Source organism: Aeromicrobium sp. Leaf245 (assembly GCF_942548115.1).
Lineage (GTDB): Bacteria > Actinomycetota > Actinomycetes > Propionibacteriales > Nocardioidaceae > Aeromicrobium.
In genome coordinates, this window is the sequence record NZ_OW824151.1 from 771,559 (window position 1) to 788,021 (window position 16,463).

Below are 16,463 nucleotides of genomic sequence, written 5' to 3' on the forward strand. Positions count from 1 at the left end.
CGAGCACGCGGGGTGCGGCCCGGCCCACGCAAGATTCTGCGTTCTCGCGTCCGAGCTCGAAGGATGCTGCGTTCGCCACGAGATCCCGCAGGAAACGCAGCATCGTTCGGGTTCTCGCGCGCGAAGGCAGGATCGTGCGTCCGACGGGCGGCGTGACGCTCGGGCGGTCGACGATTCTCCCTCGGCGTGGGACGGTCCACGAGAAGGGAGAATCCCTGCCCGGGCAAGTCACCGAGCGCCTCAGATCAGGGGTGCGAGATCGCCTCGCGCACCTTCGTGGTGAGCGCGGTGAACTCGGGCAGGGCGCGCAGGTCCGCCGGGGCCACCTTGCGGCTGCTGGTGGAGAAGCGGGCCGACTCGTCGAGCACGATACGGCCGGGACGCGGGCTCATCACGAGGACGCGCGAACCGAGGAACACGGCCTCGTCGACCCCGTGGGTGATGAACAAGATGGTCTTGCCCGTCTCGCGCCAGATCGTCAGCAGCTCCTCCTGCAGGCGCTCGCGGGTGAGGGCGTCGAGCGCACCGAAGGGCTCGTCCATGAGGACGATCTCGGGGTCGTTCGTGAGCACGCGGGCGATCTGCGCGCGCTGCTGCATGCCGCCCGACAGCTCGTAGGGGCGCAGGCCCGCGACGTCGGACAGTCCGACGAGCTCGAGGTAGCGCTCGGCGGTGCGGTGCCGCTCGGCCTTCGCGACGCCGCGCACCTTCGGGCCGAGGGCCACGTTGTCCCGCACGTCGAGCCACGGGTAGAGCGTCGGCTGCTGGAACACGACGCCGCGCTCGCGACCCGGGCCGCGCACGGGCCGACCGCCGACCTCGACGGTGCCGCGCGTCGGCTCGACGAAGCCAGCGAGGAGGCGCAGCAGCGTCGTCTTGCCGCAGCCCGAGGGTCCCGCGAGGGTCACGAGCTCTCCCGGCTCGATCGTCAGGTCGATCCGGTCGATCGCGCGCACCGACCCGTCGCGGGTCCGGAACTCCTGCTCCAGACCCGCGACGGTGACGGCGAGGTCGTGGCGCTCACTCACCGGCGGCGGCCTCCGCCGGTCCGGGGTCGACGCCGTCGGCGTAGTCGGACTCGGGCGCGACCTCCGCGATGCCGTCCTGCGTGAGCAGGAACTCGGCCGTGGTGAAGAGGTCCTGTCCGAGCTTGCCGCCCAGGTAGTCGGCGCCCACCTGCTGAGAGGCGTCGAGGAACACGAAGCCCTCGAACTGCTTCTGCGCCTCCGCGGCGGTCACGCCCACCTCGACGGCCACGCTCTCGGCGGCCTTCTCCGGGTCGCTCTTGATCTGCTTGACCGCGTAGTCCTGCGCCTTCGCCCACACGGCCAGGACCTCGGGGTTGTCCTCGATGAAGGAGTCGTCGGCGATCGCGAGATCGAACGTCGGCTTGCCCGCCTTCGCCGTGTCCTCGCTCGTGAGGATGACCTTCCCGCCGTCCTTCTTCAGCTCGCTCAGCGTCGGGTCCCAGATCCACGCGGCGTCGATGTCGCCGCGCGACCAGGTCGGGGCGATCTGCTCGGGCTCGGAGTTGACCAGCTTGTAGTCGGAGGCGTCCTCGCCGGCGTCGGCGATGGCCTGCAGGAGGGAGAAGTGCGCCGTGGAGCCGAACGGGGTGGCGATGGTCTTGCCCTTGAGTCCGGCGATGTCGGTGGCCTCGCCCCCGCGCACGGCGAGCGACTCGGCGGAGCCGATGACGTCGTGCACCCAGATGACCGAGACGGGCAGGTCGAGCGGGGCCGACAGCGCCTTGGTGCTTGGCGAGGAGCCGGCGAGGCCGATGTCGAGGCTGCCGCCGCCGAAGGCCTGCACGACGTCGCCGCCGGACGCGAAGTTGCTCCACTCGATGGTGGCGTTCGGCAGGCAGTTCTCGAGGATCCTCTGGTCCTTCACGACGACGTCGCCGTTGGGGATCTTCTGGTAGCCGATGCGCACGGTCGTGTCGACGGACTCGTCGGCCTCGAACGGACACGCGTCGGCGGACGCCTGCGTGGTCTCGCCGCCGACGCCGCAGGCCGTGAGGCCGAGGGTGGCCACGACGGCGGCCAGCGCGGCGGCGACGGGGGTGCGGGACAGGAGGGGGGTCTTCATGGTCAGGCCTTTCCTCGCCAGGGGACGAGCTTCTTCTCGACGGTGCGGATGAGTGCGTCAAGGGCGATCGCGGTGAGGCCGATGACGATGATGCAGGCGATCGACAGGGCGATCTTGTTCTGCGTTCCCGAGAGGTAGGCCAGGCCCCCGATGCCCGGCAGTCCGTTGACCAGCTCGGCGGCCACGACGGTGGTCCACGCGAAGCCGACGGCGACACGGAGACCACTGAGCACGTCGGGCAGGGTCGCGGGGAGGATCACGGTGGTGATGGTCTGACGCCGCGTGGCGCCGAGCGACCGGACGGCGTTCACCTGGTCGTCGCGCACGCCGCGGACACCGTTGAGGGTCGCGAGCGCGATCGGCGGGAACGCGGCGAGGAACAGCAGCGACACCTTCGACGTGTCACCGATGCCGAACCACGCCACGAGGAAGCCGAGGTAGGCCAACGGCGGCAGCGACCGCAGGAAGTCGACGTACGGGCCGACGACCCGCGAGAACCAGGGAACGGTGCCCATCGTCAGGCCGAGGGGGATGCCGACGAGGATGGCCAGGGCGAGCCCGCCACCGATCCGCTGCAGGCTCACCAGCAGGTGCTCCCACAGGTAGTAGCCCTCCTCGCCCCGCACGACCCGGTCGACGCCACCACCGATCGCGTGGTCGGTGTTGGCGCGCACGAACGCGTCCCACACTTCCAGCGGGCTCGGCGTCAGGTAGGCCGGACGCACCACGTCGGCCGCAGCCACCAGCGTCCACGCCGTCAGCACGACCACCAACGTCGCGACGGGTGGCAGCCAGCGCGACGGCGCGGGAGGACGGATCACGAGGAGTGACCGTATGGCGCGCCGACGCCGGGTGGCGCCGGGTCCAGCATCCGGGAACGGTCTCGCCTGGCTCGTGCGATGGGCTAGGCGAGCGTCGCCCGCGGTCACCGTGACCGGAGTCGGGCCGCTCACGTAGCGTTGGTGCCGTGAAGGCTCTGGTGTTCTGCGACGTGACGGACCCGTGGTCGTACGTCGGGGTGACGCGCTTCGAGCGCGCGGCCGGGATGTTCACGATCCTCACGGGGGAGCCGCTCGACGTGTCCTTCCGCGCCCGGCTCCTGGAGCCCGACGCGCCCAGCTCGGGCAGACCGCTGCGCGCGGTCCTGGCCGAGCGGCTCGGGGGCGACGACAAGGTCGACCTCGTTGACGCGCAGGTGACCGCGGCTGCTCGCATCAGCGGCATCGAGCTCAACCTCGCCGAGGCGGTCGAGGCCAACAGCCTCGACGCTTGGCGGCTCCTCACCTGGGCCGACGAGGCGGGGCCGGGGCTGCAGCGCGAGCTCGCCCACCAGCTCTGGCGGGCCCACCTGCTAGAGGGTGCCGACCTCGCGGACCCGCTCGTGCTGTCCAGTCGGGCGGCTCTCGTCGGGCTCGACCTCGAGACGGCCGACGCCCTGCTGGCGAGCGACGAGTACGCCGATGCGGTCCGCACCCAGGACGAGACGGCGCGGTCCCTCGGCGTGACGCAGCTCCCCTACGTCGTCGTCGAGAACCGGTGGACCCTCGCCGGTACCCAGTCGCAGGACGACTACGTGCAGGCGCTCCACCAGATCCACCGCGAGTGGCGCGACGCGTAGCCCCGTCTTGGACACGTCCGGGGCACTCGGGCGGGTCCGGATGCCCCGGAACTGTCCGAAACGCAGGGACGGGCTGGCGGTAGGGTCGTCGCCATGACCTACACGCTCGTCCTCCTGCGCCACGGGCACAGCGAGTGGAACGCGAAGAACCTGTTCACCGGCTGGGTCGACGTCGACCTCAACGAGCAGGGCGTGGAGGAGGCCCACCGCGGGGCCACGCTGCTGGCCGACGCCGGCATCGCCCCCGACGTGTCGCACACGTCGCTGCTGCGTCGGGCCATCCGCACGTCGCAGATCGTGCTCGACGGCATCGACCGGCACTGGATCCCGGTCAAGCGCTCGTGGCGGCTCAACGAGCGTCACTACGGCGCACTGCAGGGCAAGGACAAGAAGGCAACCCTGGAGGAGTACGGCGAGGAGCAGTTCATGACCTGGCGCCGTTCCTACAGCACCCCGCCGCCGGCGCTCGACGACGACAGCGAGTTCTCGCAGGCCAAGGACGCCCGCTACGCGGCGCTGCCCGACGAGCTCCTGCCGCGCACCGAGTGCCTCGCCGACGTGCTCGACCGGATGCTCCCGTACTGGTACGACAGCGTCCTCCCCGACCTGCTCGACGGCCGGACCGTGCTCGTGACGGCGCACGGCAACTCGCTGCGCGCCCTGGTCAAGCACCTCGACGGCCTGGGCGAGGACGAGGTCGTCGGCCTCAACATCCCCACCGGCATCCCGCTCGTCTACGAGCTCGACGACGACCTCAAGCCCGTCACGAAGGGCGGCCAGTACCTCGACCCCGACGCCGCCGCCGACGCCATCGCCGCGGTGGCGAACCAGGGCCGCTGACCCTTCCGCCGACGGCGTGGTCCTCAGCGTCGTTCCGCGCGCTCCAGGACGGACAGCAGGGCTTCGACCGACTGGGTGGCGCGCACCCAGACGCGATCGAGCAGCAGGGCGAAGGTGACGGACAGTGCCAGCATCACGGTCCCGAACCAGACCAGCACGGGGACAGGACCCAGCAGGCCCAGCACCACGACGAGCACCAGCATGGCCAGCACGACGGACCAGAGCGCTGCCTGGGCCGGCCGGCCCAGGCGGAGCAGGGTCGCGCGACGACGGACGACGGGCAGCCACCGGTCCCCGTCGAGCCCGCCCGGCGCCTGGCCCGTACGCATCGCCCTGCGGAACAGCCGCCTCTGCTCGCGCTCGGTGGACATGCGCGCCAGGTTGTCGGCCGGACGGGACGCTCAGGCGTCGAGCTTGTAGCCCAGGCCGCGGACGGTGGTGAGGGTGGCGGGGTTGGCGGGGTCGGGCTCGATCTTGGCCCGCAGGCGCTTGACGTGGACGTCGAGCGTCTTGGTGTCGCCCACGTAGTCGGCGCCCCACACGCGGTCGATGAGCTGGCCTCGGGTGAGGACCCGGCCGGGGTTGCGCAGGAAGAACTCGAGCAGCTCGAACTCCTTGAGCGGCAGTCGCACGGTCTCGCCGTCGACCGACACCAGGTGGCGCTCGACGTCCATGCGCACGCGGCCCGCCTCGAGCACGGCGTCGTCGTCGATCTCGTCGGTCGCGCCGCGGCGCAGGACCGCGCGGATGCGGGCCACCAGCTCGCGCGGCGAGTACGGCTTGGTGACGTAGTCGTCGGCGCCGAGCTCGAGGCCCACCACCTTGTCGACCTCGGTGTCCTTGGCGCTCACCATGATGATCGGCACGCTCGACGTCTGTCGCAGCTGACGGCACACCTCGGTGCCGGGCAGCCCGGGCAGCATCAGGTCGAGCAGCACGATGTCGGCGCCGTTGCGCTCGAACTCGGTCAGGGCGTCGGGTCCCGTCTCGGCGATCGCGACGTCGAACCCCTCCTTGCGCAGGACGTACGACAGCGCTTCGCTGTAGCTGGTCTCGTCCTCGACGACCAACACTCGTGTCACGGGATCTCCTCATCGAGGTCGTGCTGGAAGCGGGGGAGCACCAGCGTGAAGGTGGAGCCAGCGCCGGGCTCGCTCCAGACGTCCACGGAGCCGCCGTTGCTGGCGGCCACGTGCTTGACGATGGACAGGCCGAGCCCCGTGCCGCCCGTGGCGCGGGCGCGGGCGGGGTCGACGCGGTAGAAGCGCTCGAAGATGCGCTCGAGCTCGGGCCCGGCGATGCCGATGCCGTTGTCGGCCACGCTGATGCGCACGTCGTCACCGTCGAGCGCGGCGGTCACCGCCACCTTGGAGCCCTCGGGGCTGTAGGTCACGGCGTTCTCGACCAGGTTGCTGACGGCGGCGTGGAGCTGGGCGCGGTCGCCGTGGACCATCAGGTCAGGCTCGACCGACCGCGCGATCTCGATCTGCTTGCGCTCGGACTCCGTGGCCGAGTGCTCGCAGGCCTCGGCGACGAGCTCGTCGACCTTCACGGTGGCCGCGTCCTCGCTGGCGACGTCGTTCTGCAGGCGCGACAGGTCGATGATCTGCTGCACCAGCCGGGTGAGACGTTCGCTCTCCGTCTGCATGCGCGAGGCGAACCGCACGACCGACTCCGGGTCGTCCTTGGCCTCGGAGACGGCCTCGGCCAGCAGGTTGAGCGCACCCACCGGTGTCTTCAGCTCGTGGCTGACGTTCGCGACGAAGTCGCGGCGGATGTTCTCGACCCGCTGCTGGTCGGTGCGGTCCAGCGCGAGCACGATGATCAGCCGCGACGTGAGAGGGGCGACGCGGACCTGCACGTGGGCGGGGGTCCCGCGTCGGCGCTGCAGGGTCAGGTTGGACTCACGCACCTGACCGTCGCGACGTACCTGCTGGACGAGGCCGCGGATGTCCTCGGACTCGATGCGGTTGTCGCGCACGATGCCGAGCGCCACGGCCGGGGCCGACGCCTGCAGCACCTCGTCGGACGGGCCCAGCAGGACGGTGGTCGACGACAGGACCGACAGCACGGCCTCCGCGCCCGGGGGCACGAGGGGAGTCGGCTCGTCGGGAACGGCGTTCTGGCGGCGTTCGCTGAACAGCCACAGGAAGGTCACCGCGGCACCGAGGGCGGTGCCCACGGCACCGGCGACGACGAGACCCGCACTGATGTCCACGCCCCGATGCTAGGCCCATCGTGAGCAGCCACCCGTGCCCGAACCCCCTCTGACGTGCGCCTTTCTGCGGCTGTTCACACCTCGTTCACCAGGCGTCGCCATCCGTTCACCGGCTTCTCCTAGGGTCCCTCTCATGCGTGATGCGTATTACGAGCAGCTCGACACGATCGTCGACGACCTGGTCCAGCTGACCGGGACCGTCCGCAAGGCTGTCGCTGCCTCCACTGCCGCCCTGCTCAACGCCGACGGCCCGCTCGCCGAGCAGGTGATCGCCGGCGACAAGCAGATCGATGAGTCCACCGAGGAGATCGAGGAGCGTGCTCTGCTCCTCCTCGCCACCCAGCAGCCGGTCGCGACCGACCTGCGGCAGCTGGTCGCCACCCTGCGGATGCTGACCGACCTGCAGCGGATGGGCGACCTCTCGGTCCACGTGGCGAAGGTGGCGCGCATGCGCATGCCCGACGTCGCCGTGCCCACCACCCTGCAGCCCACGATCATGGCGATGGCCTCGGTGGCCGACCAGATGATCCACGCGGCGTCGCGCATCGTCGCCAACCGCGACATCGACGCCGCCACCAAGCTCGAGGACACCGACGACGAGATGGACCGTCTCCGCAAGGACCTGTTCCGGGCGTTGCTCGGCGGGACCTGGGAGCACGGCATCGAGCCGGCGATCGACCTCGCCCTCCTCGGCCGCTACTACGAGCGCATCGGCGACCACGCCGTCTCCATGGCGCGCCGGGTGGTCTACCTCGTCACCGGCGAGCTGGCACCGGGCGTCTGACGCCTGCGGGGCCCGCACGAAGGGCCGTCCGCGATCCTCGGGGGGATCGTGGGCGGCCCTTGTCGTCGTGGCGGGGCGGGGGAGGGCACGAAGGCGTCGATGCCTCCGGTCACCGTCCGGTCCCGGGAGTACCGCGGGGTCAGCCGGCCGGGTTCTCCTCGGCCTCGGCGGCCTCCTCGGTGGCCTGCTGCTCGTCCGTGGTGTCGCTCGGCGGGGTCTCGGCGACGTCGGCGTAGCTGGCGTTGCGTGCGACGACGGGGACGGAGATCTCGACCTCGCCCGCGTCGGAGAAGGTCAGGGTGACGTCGGCGTAACGGCCGACCGGGAGGGTCGCGCCGTCGATGCCGGCGAGCTCACCGGCCCGACCGATCGTGAAGAGCTGGCGGGGCGCGAGCTCGACGTCGGTGGCCGGGTCGGCCGTGACGGAGCCGGAGCCTCCGAGCGGCGTGATGGTGACCGACTCGAGCGTCTGCGGGGAGTCGGTCGTGTTGAGCACGCCGGCGGAGAAGGCGAGCGTGTCGTCGCTGCCGGCGACGAGCAGCGCGTTGTAGAGCTGGACGTCGCCGGTGCGCAGGTTGGCGCCGATGCCGGGCTGGTACTGCTGGTTGGTGGCGGCGCCACCCCCGGTGCCGCAGGCCGAGAGGCCGAGCGAGGCGGCGAGGATCATGCTGGCGGCCGTGAGACGGCGCGTGCGAACGGTGGGCACCGGGCACCTGCTTCTGCGTCGGGGAGGGTCGTCGTGCGGATCATATCGGAGCGCGGCGACCTGCCGGGGTCCGGCCCCGCGGCGATCGGAGCGGGCGGAACCTACCGCTCGGGAGCCTGGAACGCCCGGAATAGCCGTCCGTGGCGCGTGTTAAACTGATCACCTACGAAAGGTGCCGCGTTTATGACTTTCACTGTCGGCGAGACGGTTGTGTACCCCAATCACGGGGCCGCAGTCATCGAAGACATCGAGAAGCGGACGATCAAGGGGGAAGAGCGGGACTACCTGGTCCTGCGCATCGTTGCCCAGAACGACTTGGTGGTTCGTGTTCCTGCCTGCAACCTCGACCTCGTGGGCGTCCGCGACGTCGTCGACGCCGACGGCCTCGAGCGCGTGTTCGGCGTCCTGCGGGCCGAGCACGTCGAGGAGCCGACCAACTGGTCGCGTCGCTACAAGGCGAACCTGGAGAAGCTGCACAGCGGCGACGTGCTCAAGGTGGCCGAGGTCGTGCGCGACCTGTGGCGCCGTGACCACGAGCGGGGCCTGTCGGCCGGCGAGAAGCGCATGCTCGCCAAGGCTCGCCAGATCCTGGTCTCCGAGCTGGCTCTCGCGGAGAAGACCAACGAGGACAAGGCCGAGCTGCGGCTCGACGAGGTCCTCGCCTCCTGAGCCGATCGATCCTCGACGGCCCTCGCCCCTTCCGGGCGGGGGCCGTCGTCGTTCTCGGGGTCGCGCTCAGGCCCGGGCGACCAGTGCGGTGGCGATCGCGGCCACGCCCTCGCCCCGCCCGGTGAGGCCGAGGCCGTCGGTCGTGGTGGCGGAGATGCTCACCGGTGCGCCCACGACGTCAGAGAGGTGCGCCTGGGCCTCGTCGCGTCGCGGCCCGAGCCGGGGCGTGTTGCCGACGACCTGCACGGCGACGTTGAGCACGGCGAACCCGGCGTCGGCGAGCAGCCGCACGGTCTCGGTCAGGAAGGTCGTGCCCGAGGCCCCCGCGAACCGGGGATCGGCCGTGCCGAAGCGCGACCCGATGTCGCCGAGGCCGGCGGCCGAGAGCAGGGCGTCGACCATCGCGTGGCACGCCGCGTCGCCGTCGGAGTGCCCCTCGAGCCCGGCGTCCTCACCCGGCCACTCGAGACCGGCCAGCCACATCGCGCGTCCGGGCACGAGGCGGTGGACGTCGGTGCCGATGCCGGTGCGCAGGTCGGGCAGGCTCATGGGTGCATCCTGCCCGACTACCAGCGCGCGGTGTCCGGTGGCAGCTTCTTGCTCGTCGGTCGGATCACGTAGGAGATCGCGCCGCTGCCACCGAGCCACGCCTTCTCGAACTGCGCCCGGTCGTACACGCGACGCACCGAGGTGTTGCTCGGAGCGGCCGGGTCGTTGACGATCACCTTGCCGGTCGAGGTGAAGCCCACGATCACCATGAGGTGGCCCGGGGTCGAGGAGATGGGCGCCCCGGACAGACCGCCGCGCGACCACGCGAGCGAGGCGACGACGGGGATGCCGGCCTTCACGAAGGCCTCGGCGTCGCGCAGGTTGGCCAGCCGGGTGACGAACGCGTCGAAGCCGAAGCGACCGGCGTACGCCGTGTTGAAGGGCCAGTTGCCGGCGCCGCCGTAGGCGTAGTCGTACGTGTAGGTCGCGGCGTGGTCGACCCACGGGTCGGCGCCGGCGATGCCGCCGGTGTCGGGCGTGCCCGGCCGGTCGCCGAAGAAGCGGAGGACCATCGAGGTGGAGGTCGGCGAGCACCAGGCCTCGCCGCCGTTGCCGAACTGCGGGTAGTGGCCGCGGTGGATCATCTGCGAGTACTTCGGGACCTTCAGCTCGACCGTCTTCGTCATCGTCGTGCGGCTCGTGGTCACTGAGCGCGACGTGAACGTCGAGGCGATGGCGCCGGCGGACTGCAGCGTCGGGGAGCCCGTGGTGCCGGGCTTGCGGAAGAGCATGACGCGCAGCTGGTAGCCGTCGAAGCCACCGGCCTTGGTGGCCATGAGCGTGTCGACGTTCATCTTCGCGAGGTCGTCGGACTGAGCCGGGTAGGAGGTGCGCTTGACGTCGGAGGCGCTGAAGGCCCAGGCGCCGACGCTGTCCCAGCTGCCGACGGTGGAGCCGGAGCGGACCCGGGCGTCGACGCGGATCCAGGTGCCACGTGGCGTGGTCGCGTTCCACGACGGCACGAGGGCCTTCGCCTTGAACCCCGTGGACGCCCACGGGCTGGTCCAGGAGCCCCACTCGTAGGTCGTGGCCGCTCCCGAGGTGTGCGGGTCGTCGTAGCCCCAGCGGTTGGTCGTGCTGCCGAGCCGCACCTCGTTCGACGCGACCGTGGTCGCCACCCGTGCGCCCTTCGACAGCTCGGCCGAGCTGGACCAGCGGGTCATGAGGGAGGCGTCGGACGCGGCCTGTGCCGGGGCCGCGGGAAGCAGCACCAGCGAGGTGACGAGTGCGGTGACAGCGGCGCCGACGACCGTGGACGGTCGACGAGCAGCATGCCGAAGGGGAAGAGGCATCCTCCGAGGGTAGGTGACGCCTGGGGTGCGTGGGGCGGTTGTGGCGAATCCACGTGGCGGGAACGGTGCCGGCGGGCCGATAGGATCCGGGGGTGAGCCTGCGCCTGTACGACACCGCCACCCGGCAGCAGCGCGACCTCGACCCGGTCGTGCCCGGCAAGGTCGGCATCTACCACTGCGGCCTCACGGTGCAGGGGCCGCCGCACATCGGGCACATCCGCAAGGAGGTCGTGTTCGACGTCCTGCGCCGGTGGCTCGAGCGCGCCGGCTACGACGTCACGATCGTCGCGAACGTGACCGACATCGACGACAAGATCCTGGCCAAGGGCGAGGAGCAGGGCCGGCCCTGGTTCGCGGTGGCCTACGAGAACGAGCGGGCGCTGCACGCCGCCTACGAGGTGCTGGGCTGCCGCCCGCCCACCTACGAGCCCCGCGCCACGGGCGTGGTGCCCGAGATGATCGAGCTGATGGAGACGCTGATCGAGCGCGGCCATGCCTACCCCGCCGCGGACGGATCGGGTGACGTCTACTTCGACGTCCGCTCCTGGGCCGACTACGGCGAGCTGAGCAACCAGAGCGTCGACGACATGCAGGCCGCCCCCGACGCCCCGGCCGACGGGAAGCGCGACCCCCGCGACTTCGCGCTCTGGAAGGGGCACAAGCCCGGCGACCCGGAGTCGGCGTCGTGGCCCACCCCGTGGGGCCGTGGGCGCCCGGGATGGCACCTCGAGTGCTCCGCGATGGCCGCCAAGTACCTCGGCACCGAGTTCGACATCCACGGCGGCGGGCTCGACCTGCGCTTCCCGCACCACGAGAACGAGATCGCCCAGTCGCGCGCCGCCGGACAGCCGTTCGCGCGCCTGTGGATGCACAACGCGATGCTCAACCTCAGCGGCGCGAAGATGTCCAAGAGCGTCGGCAACACGCTCATGGTGAGCGAGGTCGTCAAGCGGGTGCCGGCCATCGCGCTGCGGTACTACCTCGTGGCGGCGCACTACCGCTCGATCATCGAGTTCACCGAGGAGTCGCTCGCCGAGGCCGCCGTGGCGTTCGAGCGCATCGAGGGCTTCGTGCGGCGGGCCGACGAGGCCGTGCGCGCGGCGGGCGGCGACGTCGAGCCAGGTGAGGTCGGCGACGCCTTCGCCGCCGCCATGGACGACGACCTGGGCGTGCCGGCGGCGCTCGCGGTGCTGCAGGCGGGCGTCACGCAGGGCAACACCCTGCTCGCGTCGGCGGCCGACGGCCCCGAGCTGCGCACCGTGCTGGCCACGGTGCGCGCGCAGCTCGACGTGCTCGGGCTCGACCCGCTCGGCGAGCACTGGACGTCGGCCCAGGGTGCGGGGGCGGGCGCGGCCGAGGGTGCCCTGGCGCCGCTCGTCGACGCCCTGCTCGAGCAGCGGCAGGAGGCGCGGGCGGCGAAGGACTTCGCCACCGCCGACCGAGTACGTGACCAGCTGGCTGCGGCCGGCATCGAGATCGAGGACACGGCGCAAGGTCCGCGCTGGTCCGTGAAGGGACGATGATGGCCGGCAACAGCCAGCGCCGAGGCGCGATCAAGAAGACCGGCAAGGGCAACCCCACCGCCGGGTCCGGCGGCCGACGCCGCAAGGGCCTCGAGGGCAAGGGCCCCACGCCGCGTGCCGAGGAACGCCCCAACCACAAGGCGTACAAGATGGCGCGCGCCACCGACAAGCGCGAGGCCGCGCGCCCCAAGCGCAAGAACAGCGACGGTGGCCCGGAGTGGGTGGCCGGACGCAACAGCGTCGTCGAGCTGCTCCGTGCGAAGGTCCCGGTGGCCGGGCTCTACATCGCCGAGGGCGCCGAGCGCGACGAGCGGATCCGCGAGATCTTCAAGCTGGCCGCCGACCAGCACGTGTCGCTGCTGGAGATCGGCCGCATCGAGATGGACAAGCTCACCGGTGGTGCCGTGCACCAGGGCGTGGCCGCCAAGCTCAACGCCTACGACTACGCGCACCCCGACGACCTGCTCGCGCGTGCTGCCGAGCAGGGCGTCCCGCCGCTCATCGTCATGCTCGACGGTGTCACCGACCCCCGGAACCTCGGGGCCGTGGTGCGGTCGGCGTCGGGCTTCGGAGCCCACGGCGTCGTCATCCCCGAGCGTCGGGCCGCGCAGATGACGGCCGCGGCCTGGAAGACGTCGGCCGGGGCGGCGGCGCGGGTGCCCGTGGCGCGTGCCACCAACCTGACCCGTCAGCTCAAGGCCTACCAGGAGGCCGGGCTCATGGTCGTCGGCCTCGCTGCCGACGGCGACGTGGCTCTGCCCGACCTCGACCTCGCCGACGGTCCGCTCGTCGTCGTGATCGGCAGCGAGGGCAAGGGCATCTCCCGCCTCGTGGGCGAGACGTGCGACCAGATGGTCTCGATCCCCATGGCCTCGAGCCTGGAGAGCCTCAACGCCGGCGTGGCCGCGGGCATCGCGATGTACGCGATCGCGCAGCGGAGGGTCTGAGGTCCCTGCGGCTGCGCTGCGGCGGGTCGGTGAGGTCCTGCGGCTGCGCTCCGTCGGGTCGTTCTCGGCCTGCGGCCGCGCTCCGTCGGGTCTGAGGTCCTGCGGCTGCGCTGCTGCAGCTCGTCGTGGGGGCGGCCTCCGAAAGGGCCTCGACGGAACGGGGGCGCCGGGCTCGATCGGGCCTCCCGGCTGCGGGTCCACGCGTTCTGACGACTTCGTGTCGATTTCTCTGCGAGGGATCGACACGAACTCGTCAAAACGCGTGTTCTGGACAGTTCCGGGGCATCTGGACCCCGATCCGTGCCCCGGAAGTGTCCAGAACGGGATGACGGCCCGGGGGCTCGGTCGGGGCGCTGGGTCCGCTCCGGTCGAGGCCCTTTCGGAGGCCGACCGCCTCGAGGCGGCGGGGTCTGGACGCTCTCGTGGTCTCGATACAGCAGGACGCCTTCGGCGTGCACCACTCGACCCGCCTGAACCGTTCCCTCGCTGCGCTCGGTCAGGTTCAGGCGTCGTAGCCCTGGGGGTACTGCGACTGCCAGGTCCAGGTGTCGCGGCACATGTCGTCGACGGTGCGCGAGGTCGTCCAGCCCAGCTCCTGCTCGGCCTTGCTCGGGTCGGCCCAGAAGGCGGGCAGGTCGCCGGGTCGGCGGTCGACGACGTCGTAGGGGATCTCGCGTCCGCTGGCGCGCTCGAAGGCGTGGATCATCTCCAGCACCGACGTGCCCTGACCGCTGCCGAGGTTCCAGGCGTGCACGCCCGGCTCGTCGGCGAGGATCGCGTCGAGGGCGACCACGTGGCCCTCGGCGACGTCCTGGACGTGGATGTAGTCGCGCTCGCACGTGCCGTCCGCCGTGGGGTAGTCGCCGCCGAAGACCGACAGCCGCTCACGTCGGCCCACCGCCACCTGGGCGATGAACGGCACCAGGTTGTTGGGGGTGCCCTGCGGGTCCTCGCCGATGCGGCCGGAGGGATGGGCGCCCACCGGGTTGAAGTAGCGCAGGAGCGCCACCCGCCAGGCGGGGTCGGCCGCGGCGACGTCGGTGAGGATGCGCTCGGTCATGACCTTCGTCTGGCCGTAGGTGCTCGAGGAGTCCAGCGGCTGGAAGTCCTCGACGTAGGGGACCGGTGCCTTCTCGCCGTACACGGTGGCCGAGGACGAGAACACGAGCGTGCGCACGTCGTGGGAGCGCATGGCCTCGAGGAGGGTGAACGTGGATCCCATGTTGTTGGCGTAGTACTCGAGCGGCTTCTGGGTGCTCTCGCCGACCGCCTTGAGCGCGGCGAAGTGGATGACGGCGTCGAACCCGCGACCCAGCACCGCATGCGTCGCCGTGCGGTCGGTCAGGTCGACCTCGTGCAGAGCGACGTCGCGACCAGCGAGCTCGCCCACGCGACGCACCGCCTCGGCCTTGCCGTTGACGAGGTTGTCGACCACCTCGACGTCGTGACCCTGCTCGAGGAGGGTGAGGACGGTGTGGGAACCGATGTAGCCGGCACCGCCGGTGACGAGGACACGCATGGCGTCACGCTACCGAGGCGCCCGGCAGCCGACCCAGCCTGCCGTCGCCGACGCGCGGTCCGGTGCTTCTGCGGGCAGGATCGACGCATGACCTGGTTCTCGTCGAAGCGTTCGTCGTCCGCCGTCGTCACGGCCGACCGGGAGCAGGTGTGGGCGGTCCTCACCGACCCCGACGCCGTGGCCGACATGACGCCGCTCGTGCGCAGCATCGAGGTCGACGGCGACCACTGGCGCTGGTCGATGGACGAGGTGCCCGGCCTCGGCGTCAGCATCGCGCCCGCGTTCACGGTGCGCATGGAGTCCGACGAGCCGAGCCGGCTGTCCTTCACGCACGACCCGCCCGAGGGCGAGCGTGAGCGGGCCGGCGTCGAGGGCGTCTACACGCTCACCGAGCACGAGCAGGGCACCCTGCTCGACATCGACCTCGAGGTCCGGGTCGACCTGCCCCTGGCGAAGCTGGCCAAGCCCGCGGTGAGGACCGCGATGGACGGGGTCCTCGCGACCATGGGTCGCGGCTTCGGCCGGGCCCTGCTCGACCGCCTCGACGCCGACCAGGTCGACGCCTAGGCGCGCGGCGTCACTCCGCGAGCCCCCGAGCGCTCAGGATGGGCCGGACGCCCTCGGCGAACCAGTAGGCCTCCTCCACGTGCGGGTAGCCGGAGAGGACGAACTCCTCGATGCCGATGTCGGCGTACTCGCCGATGAGGTCGGCGACCTCGCCGTGGCTGCCGACGAGCGCCGTGCCCGCGCCGCTGCGCACCAGTCCCACGCCCGCCCAGAGACCGGGGTGGACCTCGAGGCTCCGGGCGCTCGTGGGTGCCACCCCGCCGTGCAGCTCGCGCATGCGTCGCTGGCCCTCCGACTCGCTGTCCGCCAGAGCCGCCTGCGCCTTCGCGACGTCGGTCGGGTCCAGCTCGGCGAGCATGCGGTCGGCCACCGCCCAGGCGTCCTCGCTCGTGTCGCGGCTGATGGTGTGCAGCCGGATGCCGAAGCGCACCTCGCGACCCTCGTCGGCCGCGAGCTTGCGGATCCACGCGATCTTCTCGGCGACCGCGTCGGGCGCCTCGCCCCAGGTGAGGTAGGTGTCGACCTGCCGCGCGGTGACGGGTCCGGCAGCCGCGGACGAGCCACCCAGGTAGATCGGTGGCACCGTGCCCGGCTGTCGAGTGCGGGCGTCCTCGACGTCGTAGTGCTCACCGGTGAACGACGAGCCGGCCTCGGTGAAGGCGTCGCGGAAGACCTGCAGGAACTCCTCGGCCCGGCGGTAGCGGTCGTCCTTGGTGACGCGATCGCCGAAGCGCAGCTGCTCGGACGGGTCACCGCCCACCACGACGTTCAGCAGGAGGCGGTCGCCGGACACGCGCTGGAACGTCGACGACATCTGCGCGAGCAGCGTCGGACTGATCAGGCCCGGGCGCAGGGCGATGAGGAACTTCAGCCGGCTGGTGTGCGCCAGCAGCGCCGATGCGACGACCCAGGCGTCCTCGCACGGGGTGCCGGTCGGGGTCAGGACCCCCTCGAAGCCGAGCCGCTCGGCGGTGCGGGCGACGTCGACGAGGTAGTCGAGGTCGGGCTCGCGGTACCGACCGGCGGTGTTCTCGGCGCCACCGCCGCGCGCCACGTCGGCCGGCACGGAGTGCCCACCGCCGACGAGGGTGCGACTGTCGCCGGTGGTGGGCAGGAACCAGTGGAACGTCAGGCTCATGA

18 protein-coding genes are annotated in these 16,463 nt (G+C 71.5%); 7 read left to right on the forward strand and 11 right to left on the reverse strand.

Features of this window, described 5'->3' with window-relative positions; genetic code table 11:
* Nucleotides 1–245: 245 nt before the first annotated feature.
* Genes NBW76_RS03805 through NBW76_RS03815 form a run of 3 tightly spaced genes read right to left on the reverse strand, consistent with a single transcriptional unit; the run spans nucleotide 246 to nucleotide 2,912 of the window.
* Nucleotides 246–1,028, reverse strand: a complete 783-nt coding sequence (locus NBW76_RS03805) for an ABC transporter ATP-binding protein (protein WP_056556361.1) — start codon at nucleotides 1,026–1,028, stop codon at nucleotides 246–248.
* A complete protein-coding gene (locus NBW76_RS03810; protein ID WP_056556358.1) occupies nucleotides 1,021–2,091 on the reverse strand; it encodes an ABC transporter substrate-binding protein in 1,071 nt (356 codons plus the stop codon). Before NBW76_RS03810 ends, NBW76_RS03805 begins: the two co-directional genes overlap by 8 nt.
* 2 nt (nucleotides 2,092–2,093) lie before the next feature.
* On the reverse strand, nucleotides 2,094–2,912 hold the full coding sequence (locus NBW76_RS03815) for an ABC transporter permease (protein ID WP_235493059.1): 819 nt from the start codon (nucleotides 2,910–2,912) through the stop codon (nucleotides 2,094–2,096).
* 146 nt (nucleotides 2,913–3,058) lie between these two features.
* Here NBW76_RS03815 and NBW76_RS03820 point away from each other — a divergent pair, with 146 nt between their 5' ends.
* A complete protein-coding gene (locus NBW76_RS03820; protein WP_055963219.1) occupies nucleotides 3,059–3,709 on the forward strand; it encodes a DsbA family protein in 651 nt (216 codons plus the stop codon).
* 93 nt (nucleotides 3,710–3,802) lie between these two features.
* Nucleotides 3,803–4,549 (forward strand): phosphoglyceromutase, encoded by a 747-nt coding sequence (locus NBW76_RS03825; RefSeq protein ID WP_056556355.1) that lies wholly within the window; start codon nucleotides 3,803–3,805, stop codon nucleotides 4,547–4,549.
* 23 nt (nucleotides 4,550–4,572) lie between these two features.
* On the opposite strand, the gene NBW76_RS03830 is transcribed toward NBW76_RS03825, so the two are convergent.
* Genes NBW76_RS03830 through NBW76_RS03840 form a run of 3 tightly spaced genes read right to left on the reverse strand, consistent with a single transcriptional unit; the run spans nucleotide 4,573 to nucleotide 6,767 of the window.
* The gene (locus tag NBW76_RS03830) at nucleotides 4,573–4,920 is read right to left on the reverse strand and encodes a hypothetical protein (protein ID WP_056556353.1); all 348 of its coding nucleotides are present in this window, start codon (nucleotides 4,918–4,920) and stop codon (nucleotides 4,573–4,575) included.
* A 30-nt stretch (nucleotides 4,921–4,950) separates the two neighbouring features.
* Nucleotides 4,951–5,631 (reverse strand): response regulator transcription factor, encoded by a 681-nt coding sequence (locus NBW76_RS03835; protein ID WP_055963229.1) that lies wholly within the window; start codon nucleotides 5,629–5,631, stop codon nucleotides 4,951–4,953.
* On the reverse strand, nucleotides 5,628–6,767 hold the full coding sequence (locus tag NBW76_RS03840) for a cell wall metabolism sensor histidine kinase WalK (RefSeq protein ID WP_055963234.1): 1,140 nt from the start codon (nucleotides 6,765–6,767) through the stop codon (nucleotides 5,628–5,630). Before NBW76_RS03840 ends, NBW76_RS03835 begins: the two co-directional genes overlap by 4 nt.
* Nucleotides 6,768–6,900: 133 nt before the next feature.
* Between NBW76_RS03840 and phoU the strand changes: the two genes are divergently transcribed.
* The gene (gene phoU, locus NBW76_RS03845; protein ID WP_055963237.1) at nucleotides 6,901–7,551 is read left to right on the forward strand and encodes a phosphate signaling complex protein PhoU; all 651 of its coding nucleotides are present in this window, start codon (nucleotides 6,901–6,903) and stop codon (nucleotides 7,549–7,551) included.
* A gap of 139 nt (nucleotides 7,552–7,690) precedes the next feature.
* On the opposite strand, the gene NBW76_RS03850 is transcribed toward phoU, so the two are convergent.
* Complete coding sequence (locus NBW76_RS03850) at nucleotides 7,691–8,257, reverse strand: hypothetical protein (protein ID WP_055963240.1); 567 nt, start codon at nucleotides 8,255–8,257, stop codon at nucleotides 7,691–7,693.
* A 183-nt stretch (nucleotides 8,258–8,440) separates the two neighbouring features.
* Between NBW76_RS03850 and NBW76_RS03855 the strand changes: the two genes are divergently transcribed.
* Nucleotides 8,441–8,926 carry a CarD family transcriptional regulator gene (locus NBW76_RS03855; RefSeq protein ID WP_055963243.1) on the forward strand — a complete coding sequence of 162 codons (486 nt, stop codon included), beginning with the start codon at nucleotides 8,441–8,443 and terminating at the stop codon, nucleotides 8,924–8,926.
* Between the two features lie 66 nt (nucleotides 8,927–8,992).
* Here NBW76_RS03855 and ispF read toward each other — a convergent pair whose 3' ends face one another.
* Both ispF and NBW76_RS03865 read right to left on the reverse strand, forming a co-directional pair.
* Complete coding sequence (gene ispF / locus NBW76_RS03860; protein ID WP_055963246.1) at nucleotides 8,993–9,475, reverse strand: 2-C-methyl-D-erythritol 2,4-cyclodiphosphate synthase; 483 nt, start codon at nucleotides 9,473–9,475, stop codon at nucleotides 8,993–8,995.
* A 17-nt stretch (nucleotides 9,476–9,492) separates the two neighbouring features.
* Entirely contained in the window at nucleotides 9,493–10,767 is a 1,275-nt protein-coding gene (locus NBW76_RS03865; protein ID WP_156364875.1) for a peptidase C39 family protein, read from the reverse strand.
* A gap of 92 nt (nucleotides 10,768–10,859) precedes the next feature.
* Between NBW76_RS03865 and cysS the strand changes: the two genes are divergently transcribed.
* Together cysS and rlmB are read left to right on the forward strand one after the other, a co-directional pair.
* Complete coding sequence (gene cysS / locus NBW76_RS03870) at nucleotides 10,860–12,290, forward strand: cysteine--tRNA ligase (RefSeq protein WP_055963252.1); 1,431 nt, start codon at nucleotides 10,860–10,862, stop codon at nucleotides 12,288–12,290.
* Nucleotides 12,290–13,237 carry a 23S rRNA (guanosine(2251)-2'-O)-methyltransferase RlmB gene (rlmB, locus tag NBW76_RS03875; RefSeq protein WP_055963255.1) on the forward strand — a complete coding sequence of 316 codons (948 nt, stop codon included), beginning with the start codon at nucleotides 12,290–12,292 and terminating at the stop codon, nucleotides 13,235–13,237. Before cysS ends, rlmB begins: the two co-directional genes overlap by 1 nt.
* Before the next feature lie 502 nt (nucleotides 13,238–13,739).
* Here the strand turns inward: rlmB and galE are convergent.
* Entirely contained in the window at nucleotides 13,740–14,756 is a 1,017-nt protein-coding gene (gene galE, locus NBW76_RS03880) for a UDP-glucose 4-epimerase GalE (protein WP_056556346.1), read from the reverse strand.
* An 87-nt stretch (nucleotides 14,757–14,843) separates the two neighbouring features.
* Between galE and NBW76_RS03885 the strand changes: the two genes are divergently transcribed.
* Nucleotides 14,844–15,323, forward strand: a complete 480-nt coding sequence (locus NBW76_RS03885; protein WP_055963262.1) for a CoxG family protein — start codon at nucleotides 14,844–14,846, stop codon at nucleotides 15,321–15,323.
* A gap of 10 nt (nucleotides 15,324–15,333) precedes the next feature.
* On the opposite strand, the gene NBW76_RS03890 is transcribed toward NBW76_RS03885, so the two are convergent.
* On the reverse strand, nucleotides 15,334–16,461 hold the full coding sequence (locus tag NBW76_RS03890; RefSeq protein ID WP_056556343.1) for an LLM class flavin-dependent oxidoreductase: 1,128 nt from the start codon (nucleotides 16,459–16,461) through the stop codon (nucleotides 15,334–15,336).
* Nucleotides 16,462–16,463: the final 2 nt, after the last annotated feature.